Here is a 12,749-nt window from a genome sequence, read left to right as displayed (position 1 = left end):
GACTTATCTCCTTGGGCATACCTAAGGAGATAAGTCTTTTGACTTTGGTTTTCCGTTTCTTCCATTGTTTCCAAAGGCACGAGGTTGTCGCCTGGCACCGATACTAATGATTGAAGCTCGTTATGCAGACCCTAGAGAAACTCCATAGCACCGACAGATCTCCATTGCACTATGCTGCATTCAGACCAAGGATTTCAATACAACACAAAACACTATAACAAGCAATTTGAGGAATACCGGATGGTAGCAAGTTCATTCCAGGCGTGGAAACTATCATGATCATGCATGCATAGAGTCTTTCTTTTCTCATCTGAAAACAGAGAAAATCTATCTTATCCGCCTCAAGACAGCTAACTCGTTGTACAAAGTCATACCACAGCAGATTCCAGAAAAAACTAAGCGACCGTTCCCCGGTTAAAACCGGAAAACAGCCGCTGCATAATTAGGATTTGCCCGAGCTCCCTGTAGCTCTACCAAGCGGTGTCGCCGTCGACTGGGTAGTTGGCACCTGTGATGTAAGACGCCCGGTCAGAAGCGATGAATACCACGAGCTCCACGAGTTCCTCGGGTTGATCGAAACGCTTGAGAACCTTACTTGGACGAAGCTATAAGTCGAGCGCCTGTTTATGATAATAAATAAAAAATAAAGAACTGGGATTCCTGATCCATCAAGGAATTCCAGTCATGTTATCGACAAGATATTAATAAATAGTTTTAGACTCACTGTTGATTGAAGTATTGCTTAGAGTAATTCCGAATAATAAAGCTGTAGATTACTTTCATTGAACTATCGTACCGTTACATCAAAAACTTATATTTAATATTCCCAAATTCCAGAATACATAATAAGTACCTAATAAAGACGCTTTTATTACGAGCGCATTGTCAACTTTCTAGTGATTACTTCATCTTAGCGGCAAGCTGCCAGCGATACTCCAACACAGGTAGTCCACCCCAACCCCATTTCTAGTTATGACCGGCATTCTGACCGCCATCAACATAAAGGGTCTCACCAGTTACGAAGTTGGCTGAATCTAGATATAAGACTGCTTCGACGATTTCATGTGACTCGCCCATGCGTCCCATTGGATGCAGTTTAGCTAGGGCATCGTGTGATTCAACAGGGTGCATTGGTGTTTTAATTACCCCCGGTGAGACTGCATTCACGCGAATACCTTTGGAAGCATACTCAATGGCTAGTGATTTCGTCGCCGACTTCAGACCACCCTTCGTCAATGAGGCGAGTACAGAAGGAACGGCAACCGACGGTTGATCAACCAGACTCGTCGTGATGGTAATGATGTGTCCCGTTCCTTGTTTCAGCATCTCAGACACCACACGTTGGGTAACGTGGAAGAAGCCGACGACATTCGTGGATAAATACGTTGCAAAGTCCTCTTCTGAATACTCCGTAAATGGCTTGGACATGAAAATTCCTGCATTATTAACTAGCGTATCGATGCGTCCATAGTGAGCCAAACTTTCTTCGATTAATTGCTGCGCGATCTTAGGATCTGCAACATTTCCGGCAACAAACTGCACTTGTTTTCCTGTAGGATCGATTTCTTTTGCAGCATGAGCTAACTCTTGTTCGCGGCGTCCATTGATAACTACATTCGCTCCTCGATTCACCATCTCAATCGCCATAGCTTTCCCAAGACCGCTGCTTCCGCCAGTTATCACAAATACTTTTCCCTGAATATCCATATGATTATTTCTCCTATAAATTCATTATTTTACGAAAAATAATTAAACAGAATAGATCGCCTACATGTATAATCACAATAAGTGATGGCTAGTATTATTCGCCTAAACCGTTTTTCATCGCTTTAGCAACGGATATCGTACGTTTCGCTTGATGTTCAGCAGCAGCGCGCACGTCTTCCTTCATCGATCCATTTTGATCTACGGTTACACTTGTACCGTATGGATTCCCTCCGGCAACAAATACCGATGGATCTGTAAATCCGGGAGCTGCCACAATCGCACCCCAGTGGTACATTGACGTGTACAGCTGAAGTATCGTTTGTTCTTGCCCGGCATTCGGATTTTGAGCAGAGGTCATGGCACTCACGACTTTATTCACCGTTTTGCCTTGGGCCCAAAGACCACCAGTCGTATCAATGAACTGTTTCATTTGAGCGGGAAGATTACCGAATCGGGTCGGCATACTAAAGATGATCGCATCTGCCCATTCCAAATCTTCCAGAGATACGGTAGGAATATCTTTGGTTGCTTCAAGATGAGCTTTCCAAGATGGACTACCATCAATAACGGATTGTGGCGCAGTTTCTGGTACTTTTAGAATTTTTACATCTGCTCCAGCTTGAAGACCTCCTTCCGCTGCCCATTGAGCTAATTGAAAGTTAGTTCCATTGGAACTGTAATAGATAACTGCAAGATTTACTTTTGATGATGACATTTGTGTAGTCTCCTTTTTAAATAGCTTTTTAAATATATTCATTGGTATCGCTCCAAACTTTATTGATTGACGGACAAATCCATATCCGCGGATAAGTTATAATATTGGGTCAAGCAAGAGTATCTCCATAATCATTCATTTTTTATATTGTAGAGAATAGTTTGCGTCTGATTGATAGTTTCCTGTACGATACTCTCTGCACTTTGGCCAGAAGTAAGCATCCGCAAACCTTGTCCTGCCCACAAAGACATATAATCGGGATTATTTTGCTTGGCCGCAGCATTTCTTATATCCCTTGTCGCGGTATTTTGAGTAGGGAACGGAAGCGGATCTATCTCGCTCTTATCCCAAACTTCGATAAATTCATTAGCAACCCCTCTGGCCGGGCGACCCGAAAACACATTCGTGATCACCGTACTCTCCTCGGTGCTGGCGAGCAGTATTTGCTGATACGAGATATGGGCTCCAGATTCAATCGAAGTCAGGAAGCGCGTCCCCATCTGCACACCCTGTGCCCCAAGTGCGAGTGCGGCGACAAGCCCACGGCCATCCATAATCCCTCCTGCCGCAATGACCGGAACATGAACACGGTCAACAATTTGCGGCACTAAGGCCATAGTGCCGATATTAGCACCCATGGGTCGATTGGAGATGTCAAATGTCCCACGATGCCCCCCAGCCTCGCTGCCCTGAGCCACAATCGCGTCACATCCCGCCTGTTCAGCAAGGAGTGCTTCATTGACCGTCGTCACCATTGTGACAATTCGAATGCCGGCTGCTTTAGCTTGCTTAATCATATGTGCAGGAAGAACGCCAAACGCCGTGCTGATAACAGGGACTTTTTCCTCCAGGATAATGGCGAATTGTTCTTCGAAATGATCAAGGGTCCGTACGGCTTCTCCCGACACCTCAGTTAGCCCGAGTTTTTTTCGCATATCATTCAGTTCCCGTTGAACTTCGCCAGTTCTCGTATTGTCGTCGGTAGCCCGAATAGAAAATAAATTCACTCCAAAAGGAGCATTCGTTAACTTAAGAATGTCACGAATCGCATTGCGGAGCACTTCAGGCTCCATATAAGCGGCTCCTAGCGTGCCAAGCCCGCCAGCATTTGATACAGCCGCAGTTAAGCTGACCGTTCCAGGTCCACCTGCCATGCCCGCCAAGAAGATGGGGTAACGAATATTAAAAATGTGACAAAGTTCTGTGTCAAGTTTAATGTTCATCTTCCTCCTCTCACATTTAACGTACTTTTCACTCGAAAAATGATGCTTTTTTCATATAGACAACATCGATTTTCTCATATAAGGGGCCGTTTTGTTCGGTTCTATCCTCAAGCTCCAGCCATTCTGGATCTTCCAGAAAGGCTTGGAAGTTCCGTTCACGGGATGCCGCGTCCAGATGCTCAAGCACGTAATACAACCGATCCTTCGATTCGTCCGCGTCTACCCAAAAATTCGTTACCTTCATATCATGTTTAGCAAAAATTTTTATCGTATCATCCCGGAACCTATTCAGTAACGCTTGCATGCGACCCGGTATCACATCGTAAATCCGCAGTTCGTACAGCATGAACGCCATCCTCCTTTTCTTAATTCAGTATTTGTCCGTACTCAAAAGATTATTTACGGCTTACCACTGTCCGGTATTTTGACCGCCATCGACATGAAGAATTTCTCCGGTCACGAATTGTGCGGATTCCAGATACACAATGGCGTCAACAATATCCTGAGCCTCGCCCATACGACCCACTGGGTGCAATTGAGCCAAATAATCATGTGTCTCAACCGGATGCATCGGCGTCTTAGTGATCCCTGGCGCGACTGCGTTCACGCGAATGCCCTTGTCCGCATACTCAATCGCCAGCGATTTCGTTGCTGCGTTCAAGCCACCTTTGGTTAGTGCGGCAAGTACAGAAGGCACGGCTTTAAGGGGCTGCTCTACGACTCCGCTTGCCGTGATGTTGACAATGTGACCGGAACCCGCCTTCAGCATCTCGCTCACCGCACGCTGAGTAACTTGGAAGAATCCTGCCACATTGATGGACAGTACCGATTTAAAATCTGCTTCAGTAAAGTCCGTGAATGGTTTCGCTATAAAAATGCCGGCATTGTTCACCAGTGTGTCGATACGTCCAAAGCGCGAAAGTGCTTCGCCGATTAAGCGTTCAGCTATTTGGGGATCTGAAATGTCGCCGGCAACATATGCGACATGCGCTCCTGTCGGATCGATTTCATTTGCAGCCTCAACCAACGCTTGTTCGCGGCGACCATTGATGACTACATTGGCTCCTCGTTTCGCCAGTTCAATTGCCGCTGCTTTACCAATTCCGCTGCTTCCACCTGTTATGATTACTACTTTATCTTGAATATTCATTTTACCATTCCCCTTTATCTACCTACTAAAAGGTAGTTTATATTTGAAAAAATATCAGACCTTCTGATCTGCTTATTCATCATACAATGATTTTGTTATCCTGCATAATACGGAATAGTGATATTGATTATCTCAAATTCAGATATCTAAACCTGAATATCCAAAGTATATTTTCAAGCCTCCTTTGGTCAGTGCGGCCAGTACAGATGGCACGGCTTTAAGAGGCTGCTCTACGACTCCGCTTGCCGTCTACTATGGCTTTGATGCGATTCTGTCATACATTGCATCAGCTTAACTATTTTCAAACACTCTTATAAAATCACTTGGAGATTGTAGACCAGATAGGCTGACCTTCTCGTTGATGACAAAGTAAGGCACCCCTCTGATTCCCAGCTTTTCAGCGTAGCGCTGTCCTAATTCAACCTTTTCAATCCCATCGCCTTTAATAAGCCGCATTTTGAGTTCAGCAGCATCATCAGTGATCCCGTTTGCTCTTGCTATTTCCACAAGTTCATCCACATTGCCGATATCGATACCATTTTCAAAATAAGCCGTATATATCTTCTCAATCAATTGCTCTTGCAAATTCTCTGGCGTAATAGCTATTAACAGATGGGATAAGGTAGTATTCGGTGTATATTTCACAATATCCATATTAAATGTAAGGCCGAAATGAGCACCTGTTTCATTATACTGCCTCATTCTTGCTTCGAATTGAGGTATCCCGCCTAATCTGCCAATCATAACCTGGCGATAATCTTCTCCTTCAGGACGAATACCAGGATTAATCTGAAAAGCATGCCAGCGGACGGTTGCCTTTGTACCTTCTGGCAATTGTTTCAAAGCGCTTCGCAGACTGGAAGTTCCCATACGACACCAGGGACACATCGTATCTATATAAACATCAATGATCAATTTTTTCATGATTCAACCACAACTGGCTTCACCGTTTTAATATGATTAATGTAATCGATGCTGCTCTGTGCTAATCGTTCATCTGTAACGATAGACGTGTCGTTTAGTGAAAAGTGTGGCAGATAAGAGGCACTAATAAAATGAGCAAGCGCTTCTATTGGTCGCAATATTTCTCTCAGGGTAAAGCGATTGAATCCAGTTCCTTGATACGACTCTTCCGTACCATAGGTCGATATCGCAACACCAATTTCTTTACCTGCTGTTTTATTGCCATCCGGTCCATAAGCCCAGCCATATAGCAATACGGAATCAAACCACTTTTTGAGTAATGGCGGTGTGCTGTACCAATAAAGCGGATATTGAAAAATTATCCGGTCATGCGCTTCAATCAATTGCTGCTCTCTAGAAACATCGATATTTTCGTCTGGGTACGCTTTGTATAATTCATGAACCGTGATATCGCCATGCTTTTGCAATGCCTCCACCCATGTTTTATTCCAGTTGGATGCTTCGATGTTCGGGTGAGTAACGATTACTAAAGTTTTCATTTTATTTGCTCCATTTCATTATTGTTTTTTGAAATCTTTTTTTATTTACGGACAGGTTTCCTGCATGATTTTCATTTGTTATCGAAAAATGGTGCGTTCTTCATAAATATACTTTCTTGTTTGTTAACTAATGGTCCATCAAGTTCTGAGAATCGTTTAACTTCAATCCATTCAGGATCGTTGCGGAAACGATCGTAGTTAAGGTTACGTATTTCCATATTGGCATGCTCAACAACATAATAAAGACGGTTATTCGCTTCACCCAAATCTTCCCAGAAATGCGTCACTTTCATACCATGATTCATAAATAATTGAATAACATGATCTCTGAACCTTTCTTGGATTACCTTCATTTTGCCTGGATTTACATCATAAACTCGCAGCTCATATAACATCTTTTCCCTCCTCAAAATTGTTCTTTTACTATCTTTGACAACTCTTTTTTATTTGATTTGGAAGAGAAAGTCGATCATTCTTGATCCGCTGCTTTCAAACATCACTACTGTATCTTAAATATTCATTTTACTTTTACAAGCCTCCTTATCTATCTATTAATAGGTAGTTTATATTTAAAAAAATATTAGACCTTCTGATCTGCTCATTCATCATACAACGATTCTTATTATCCTGCATAATATAGAATATTGATGTCAGGTATCTCAAATTTAGATATCTTAACCTAAACATACAAGAGAGCTATATGAATATTCAGTTGACTAATCCATCCTCTCCCATTTGGGACATTCGGGGCCGGTCCCGCCAAGCATCCCCATTTGGTTCAGGAATCGTCATTGATGAGCCTCAGACCCACGGAACTTTGATTCTGAACTATCTTGCCCGTTTATTTTCACATGATCATAATCGTTAATTGAAAAATCCGCAGATATGCGCCCTCTTAATTATATGTTCTTGAATCGTGTGAGCTGATCAACCAACAACGTTCGTTTCTACTTCGATATTGCCACGGATTGCTTTGTAATATGGGCATATCTCATGGGCTTCCTCGACTATTTGCTTAGCGACATCGGTTTCTACACCCCTTATAGTTATGTCCAGTTTAACTGCCAGGATATAGCCGTCGTTCGCATCCTTGCCAATCGTAACATGAGAAGTTATTTTTGTATCTTCCGCTTTAATCTTCTTCTTTCTAAGAGCAAGACCTATCGCACCTTCGAAGCATGCAGCAAATCCTGCAGCGAACAGTTGCTCCGGATTAGTACCAGGTCCACCAGGACCCCCAAATTCCTTGGGAACTCTCATGTCCAAGTTAAGGATTCCGTCGCTGGAAACCGCTTTGCCTTCTCTTCCGCCTTGAACGTTTACAGTAGCTGTATACAATTGCTTTTCCATTTTAATCATTTTCATAACTCTCCTTTTATACTGGATTATTTTAAACTCTCGTCATATGGTAACTGTACCTTTGCTCGCCCAATAATGCGGCAAGTCCCGCGGCTTCTGCCTTCGCAAGGACCTCGCTGGCATGGCAGAAATACTGCTTCCCGCGAAATCACTTACAGAGCAGTAAGAAATATCACATCACCGTTTTGAGGTTGAAAATCCGGATGAAATCCCCCTAAAAACCTTTAGCAAATACCTGTGACTTTTTAGATTTGATCTGATTTGGATTCGAATACACTCCAGTTTCGAAATCATCCGGTTCAGATCTGTGATGAGGGATTTTTGCCGATCGGAAAAGGCATCTATTCAATATTGCTTATATGATGCCCTAAATTAAGCTCGAAATCGCCTCGTTGACCAAAGCCTCGCGCAATTGCTTTTGACATTTTTTCCTGAGTATTTTTTGACATGGCTCCAGAGATAAAGGCTGTTCGAGATTCCAGCAATTCTGAGGCTTCAGGAATTCCAGTGCGATTAAGGAGCCTCTTGGTCTCACTTAAAGCCTGTTGATCGAATACCGAAATTCTTCGAACCAAGTTTTCCACAAAGTCGACTAATTCTGCGTCAGGGATCGCTCTGTTAATCCATCCATAGCGTTCAGCCGTTTGGGCATCATAGTCGTCACCGCTAAGGATAATCTCAAGGGCACGCGCGCGACCCGCCAAGCGGGAGAGCATTTCATTACCACCACCTCCTGGTATGACGCCAACAGCCACTTCAGGCTGTCCGAAGATGGCCTTCTCTAGGCTGGCGAAACGCATATCACAAGCAAGCGCAAACTCGCTTCCGATTCCCCGGGCCCGCCCCCGAATTTCAGCTATGCTGATGACCGATGCCCTTGAAAGACGTGTCGCGAAATCAATAAATGGTGGAAGGTCACTTTCTTTTGGACTGTTTTGTTTTTCTCCGGCACGCGCCATGTCATAGTGCGCTATGAAATAGTCGGGGTCTGCGCTGTCGAATACAATGACCTTCAGATCGGGGTCTGTCTCGATTTGATCCATGAGCGTTAAAAGCTCAAACATAGTGTCAGGATCGAGGAGATTAATCGGCGGGTTATGAAATGTAATGCGCCAATAGGCAGGTGTTTTACGATTTACGGTAAATTGATTGTTTTTGTTCATGTTAATAGCTCCTTCTTAGGTGGGATTCAATACTTTGGTATTGACTTTGTTTCACGAATGGGTGCACATCAATCGATCATTTATTTAGCTGTCTCGCCAGTGCTTAAGGCGCTTTCCGTTACATTGCCAGGCGAAGACTCGGACCGACGGCTGGACAGCATGTACCAGAGCAGCGAGCATAACGAGCAGATGCATATCGCAAATAAAGCGCCGTACACATGTTCAAAGGCACTTGCGAGAGAATTATTTTTTTGAAATTGGAGTAACATACCGCAAACCGCAACGGAAATTGAACCTCCGAAAAACTGGATGAGCTGCATCAGTCCCATGCCCGAACCAATCAACTTGGCCGGCAAAATACGCGACGTTTCGTTGTTTAACGATGCTATCGTTGCCGAGACTGCTGGCGAGAAGCAGAGGTACCCGAACAAGATGACAGCCGGTGATGCGCCTAGATCCGCCCAAAAGGCGACCAAAACGAAAGCTAAAATGCCATGCCCGAGAATCAGAAACCGCACATTGCCGTACCGGTCGATCCAGCGTCCGACGAATGGCGTAAGAATGGCTGATAAAACAGCGCCCGGCGCGATCGTAATGCCAATGGCCAACGGCGATTTGGCGAACAGATTGGCAAGTGCCAGGGGCATTAAAAACAAGTTACCTAGATTGAGCATCATGATGCAGAAACCGATAACAAGCAGTTTCCGGTACATGGGCTTAGCCAAGAGATCCGGGTTGATGAACGTTTCTTGCGCGCGTCTGAGGTGCCAGACATGGGCGGCGATCGATAACAATCCGGCTATCAGCCAAACGGCCGAGCGCTGGGTTATGGCGATCAGAAGCGTCGCTGCATTGACCACGGTTAGGATGGCTCCGGCTATGTCGAACCGGAACGGCTTTGGCTGCTCTTTGGGGAGAAGGCGCAGCAGAATCGGGAGAAGGACAATCACAAGGCAAGTGACGGCAAATAACCCATTCCAGCCGATATACTCGCTGATCAACCCGCCGACAATTGGCCCGAGTCCGAATGCCATGGCAGCTCCCGCCGAAATCATTGATATCGCTCTGCCTCGCCTTTCATAAGGAATATACCGGCTAGCGAGAACGAGACCAAGTCCTGCCATCGCGCCGGCGCCGGCGGACTGCGCAATCCGAGCCATAAGCAGAGCTTGAAAATTCGTCGCCATGATGCCGAAGACGGAAGAAAGCCCTAGTATCGCGAGTCCAATCCACAGCAATCTTCGAATCGGCAGCACGTCGGAGAGTCTGCTGTAAATCACCGTTGATAATGCATAGCCGATTGAGTAACTTGAAACAATCCACGATCCGAGAGCCGCCGAAACGCCGATTTCCCGAATGATGCTCGGAAGGGAGACATTAAACATCGTCGTGTTCATCACGACGATGAACAGTCCAAACGTCCATACCGGCATTACGATTTTGTCATTCATGTTGGTACCGTCCTATCAAGGCTATACCCGTCCATAGGTAGGGTGGTGGTCTAACCCAATAAATTTTCACAGTTTTCGTTAGTTCTTTGTAGGCTTCTTACAGAGCAGCAAGAAGTTCTTCTGTTGTTAAAATGGCATGTGCAAATGTAGGGCCATTAATTTCATGCGCCGCGTGCATAGCCTCATTACTAAAAGCTGCTGTAGCATCTTTAACAAGGGTAACATGATAACCAAGCTCCATGCCAAAGCGTGCAGTCGCTTCAATGCAAGTATTGGCTAACATACCAATAACAATAATCTTTTGTACACCATGCATCTTAAGTTGATGATCAAGGTCAGTGTTCGCGAATCCGCTGCTTGCCCAATGCTCTTTGATAATCACATCACCCTTGTGAGGTTGAAAATCTGGATGAAATTCCCCACCCCAAGAATCTTTAGCAAACACCTGTCCTTGTTTACTTTTGAGCTGATATGGAGTCGGATGTTTCCAATTTTGGAAATCTTCCGGTTCAGATCTGTGATGAGGAACAAAAAAAACTTGAATGCCGGCGTTCCGAACTACAATAAGGATTTCTTTTAAATGTTCGAGCAAGTTTACGGAATCTGCAACTTCTTTAGCACGTGGGAAAAGCTTGCCTTCCGGTGATAAGAAATCATTATAAGGATCAACTAAAAGAAGCCCTGTTGTTGTTTTATCGTATGTTTTTATCAATTGAATACATTCCCTTCTGTCTTGTGAAAATTCTCTTAAGTTAAAGTTTTGTCATAAGAACATGTAATAACGGCATATCGGATTATAGTCCTTTCAGTTGGATTTTAATACTTTGCTACTTATTTAAATTCGAATATTAATGTGTTCATTCACCGAACTTGAACGATCGTTCAAAAATAAGAATAAGAAGGGCGTACTTATCCTTGTCTGTATATTGGCGCTCCCAGCGGAGCTGCTGCTGCTCCCCCGTCAACGATGATTTCTGTCCCCTGCACATATGAAGAATCATCAGAAGCCAAGAACAAGGCAACCTTGGCAACTTCCTCCGGATCACCCATGCGTTTAAGAGGAATCGCACGCGCATGTACAGCCTCCAGTTTTGCTATTTCATCAGGTGTAGACTGTTTCCAAATTGGTGTACGTGTTGCCCCTGGAACCAGAGTGTTTACACGAATGCCCCGCGGCGACAGCTCGGAAGCTAACACTCTAGCCATGCTGCTGATGGCTCCTTTACTCGCCGCATAGGCTGATCTTTCCGGCGCACCATCAGTTGCACGCGTTGAGCCGGTCAAGATTACGGAAGCTCCTTCCTTCAAGTGGGGGAGGGCGGCTTGTACAGTGAAAAAGACTCCGGTTACGTTAACCTTAAGCACTTCTTCAAAAACCGAAAGCTCTGTACTTCCTAGTGGTGTAGGGGCTGCAATGCCGGCATTAGCGAATACGATGTCAAGTCTGCCGAAGGTTGATACTACTTCGGACACCGCATTTTCCATGCTTGCTGGATCGGCTGCATCCGCCTTAATCGCATGGACATTGGCGCCAAGCTCCTCAGCCACCGAGCTCAACGTGGTCTGATTCCGGCCTGTTATAACGACCTTTGCACCTTCTGCCACAAACAACTTTGCGGTTGCCAAACCGATTCCGCTATTGCCTCCTGTAATTAAAGCCACTTTCCCATCAAGTTTTCCCATATTGTTTCGCCCCCATAGTTTTACTATTTTAAATGATAAAATAACCATTCATTCCAATACCGACATATTCATTTCAATGATCTGACGTAATTTTTCTCTGTCCGTTATAGTCTTAACCATAACTAGAAGTCCTATTAGTGCATTATTGAAATAATAAGACAGCCATTCCGCATTGTGTGTCTGTGAAAGTTCCCCCGATTGTTGGCCTACCACAATAAGATCACGTATTAACTGTTCTGTACGGGCCCAGTTTAGATGAACACATTCTCTGGCCTCAGAATCATGTTTTGCCAACTCAACCGCGGTATTCACTATAAAGCAGCCTTCAGGAAACTCTTCTCTTTGTTGGATTGCAATTTCAAACAACAGTCGGATTGCTTCCTTGGCAGAACGGGTATCAGCCATACGACGCTTAACCGATTGCTCCAACATTTCACTATAGCGTTTCAATGCTTTGACATACAAGGATTGCTTATCGCCAAAGGTATCATACATGCTCCCTTTATGAATCCCCATATGTGAGACCAGTTCCTGAATGGATGTCTTCTCATAACCTTGTTCCCAAAATAACCGCATGCCTTTAAGCAGAACGGCATCTTCATCGAATTCTTTTGTCCTGGCCATCTCATTGCTCCCTCCTTTCAAAACAATTTTAGTATATTAAGAACGATCGGTCAACAATTATTTTGAACGATCGTTCTTAATATGTGTGGTTCCGAATACTCTCAATCATAATAAGGAAAAATTACTGGAGATGAATGATCTTGATATCCTCGCGGAGTCCCGTTTCCTATCCCCGGGAAATAGACTTATTTGTATCAGCCTAAGGCGTTTT

The 12,749-nt window shown here is 44.4% G+C and carries 14 protein-coding genes and 2 pseudogenes; 1 reads left to right on the top strand and 15 read right to left on the bottom strand.

Features of this window, described 5'->3' with window-relative positions; genetic code table 11:
* Positions 1-171 precede the first annotated feature (171 nt).
* Positions 172-385, top strand: a pseudogene (locus OB236_RS39995) (IS3-like element ISBth8 family transposase); the annotation flags it as partial.
* An 85-nt stretch (positions 386-470) separates the two neighbouring features.
* Here the strand turns inward: OB236_RS39995 and OB236_RS06850 are convergent.
* From OB236_RS06850 to OB236_RS06780, 15 genes and pseudogenes are all read right to left on the bottom strand, one after another.
* Positions 471-581, bottom strand: a pseudogene (locus OB236_RS06850) (SDR family oxidoreductase); the annotation flags it as partial.
* Positions 582-966: 385 nt separating this feature from the next.
* Entirely contained in the window at positions 967-1,707 is a 741-nt protein-coding gene (locus tag OB236_RS06845) for an SDR family NAD(P)-dependent oxidoreductase (protein ID WP_262683290.1), read from the bottom strand.
* Positions 1,708-1,801: 94 nt separating this feature from the next.
* On the bottom strand, positions 1,802-2,464 hold the full coding sequence (wrbA, locus tag OB236_RS06840; RefSeq protein ID WP_262683289.1) for an NAD(P)H:quinone oxidoreductase: 663 nt from the start codon (positions 2,462-2,464) through the stop codon (positions 1,802-1,804).
* Between the two features lie 89 nt (positions 2,465-2,553).
* Entirely contained in the window at positions 2,554-3,645 is a 1,092-nt protein-coding gene (locus OB236_RS06835; RefSeq protein WP_262683288.1) for an NAD(P)H-dependent flavin oxidoreductase, read from the bottom strand.
* 28 nt (positions 3,646-3,673) lie between these two features.
* Positions 3,674-3,991, bottom strand: a complete 318-nt coding sequence (locus OB236_RS06830; protein ID WP_262683287.1) for an NIPSNAP family protein — start codon at positions 3,989-3,991, stop codon at positions 3,674-3,676.
* Between the two features lie 60 nt (positions 3,992-4,051).
* The gene (locus tag OB236_RS06825; protein WP_262683286.1) at positions 4,052-4,795 is read right to left on the bottom strand and encodes an SDR family NAD(P)-dependent oxidoreductase; all 744 of its coding nucleotides are present in this window, start codon (positions 4,793-4,795) and stop codon (positions 4,052-4,054) included.
* Between the two features lie 291 nt (positions 4,796-5,086).
* A complete protein-coding gene (locus tag OB236_RS06820; protein WP_262683285.1) occupies positions 5,087-5,719 on the bottom strand; it encodes a DsbA family oxidoreductase in 633 nt (210 codons plus the stop codon).
* Positions 5,716-6,258 (bottom strand): NAD(P)H-dependent oxidoreductase, encoded by a 543-nt coding sequence (locus OB236_RS06815; protein WP_262683284.1) that lies wholly within the window; start codon positions 6,256-6,258, stop codon positions 5,716-5,718. Before OB236_RS06815 ends, OB236_RS06820 begins: the two co-directional genes overlap by 4 nt.
* A gap of 71 nt (positions 6,259-6,329) precedes the next feature.
* Entirely contained in the window at positions 6,330-6,653 is a 324-nt protein-coding gene (locus tag OB236_RS06810) for an NIPSNAP family protein (RefSeq protein WP_262683283.1), read from the bottom strand.
* Between the two features lie 532 nt (positions 6,654-7,185).
* Positions 7,186-7,608, bottom strand: a complete 423-nt coding sequence (locus OB236_RS06805; RefSeq protein WP_262683314.1) for an organic hydroperoxide resistance protein — start codon at positions 7,606-7,608, stop codon at positions 7,186-7,188.
* A 350-nt stretch (positions 7,609-7,958) separates the two neighbouring features.
* Positions 7,959-8,780 carry an enoyl-CoA hydratase/isomerase family protein gene (locus OB236_RS06800; protein ID WP_262683282.1) on the bottom strand — a complete coding sequence of 274 codons (822 nt, stop codon included), beginning with the start codon at positions 8,778-8,780 and terminating at the stop codon, positions 7,959-7,961.
* A gap of 80 nt (positions 8,781-8,860) precedes the next feature.
* Positions 8,861-10,231, bottom strand: coding sequence for an MFS transporter (locus tag OB236_RS06795; protein ID WP_262683281.1), 1,371 nt, complete (start codon positions 10,229-10,231; stop codon positions 8,861-8,863).
* 97 nt (positions 10,232-10,328) lie between these two features.
* Entirely contained in the window at positions 10,329-10,943 is a 615-nt protein-coding gene (locus OB236_RS06790) for an isochorismatase family cysteine hydrolase (protein ID WP_262683280.1), read from the bottom strand.
* A 197-nt stretch (positions 10,944-11,140) separates the two neighbouring features.
* Positions 11,141-11,914: an SDR family NAD(P)-dependent oxidoreductase gene (locus OB236_RS06785; RefSeq protein ID WP_262683279.1), complete on the bottom strand. Its 774-nt coding sequence runs from the start codon at positions 11,912-11,914 to the stop codon at positions 11,141-11,143.
* A gap of 48 nt (positions 11,915-11,962) precedes the next feature.
* Positions 11,963-12,538, bottom strand: a complete 576-nt coding sequence (locus OB236_RS06780; protein ID WP_262683278.1) for a TetR/AcrR family transcriptional regulator — start codon at positions 12,536-12,538, stop codon at positions 11,963-11,965.
* Positions 12,539-12,749: the final 211 nt, after the last annotated feature.

It is taken from the genome of Paenibacillus baimaensis (assembly GCF_025567575.1).
The sequence above is the reverse complement of the archived record's forward strand: the minus strand, read 5'-3'. Positions and strand labels throughout refer to the sequence as shown.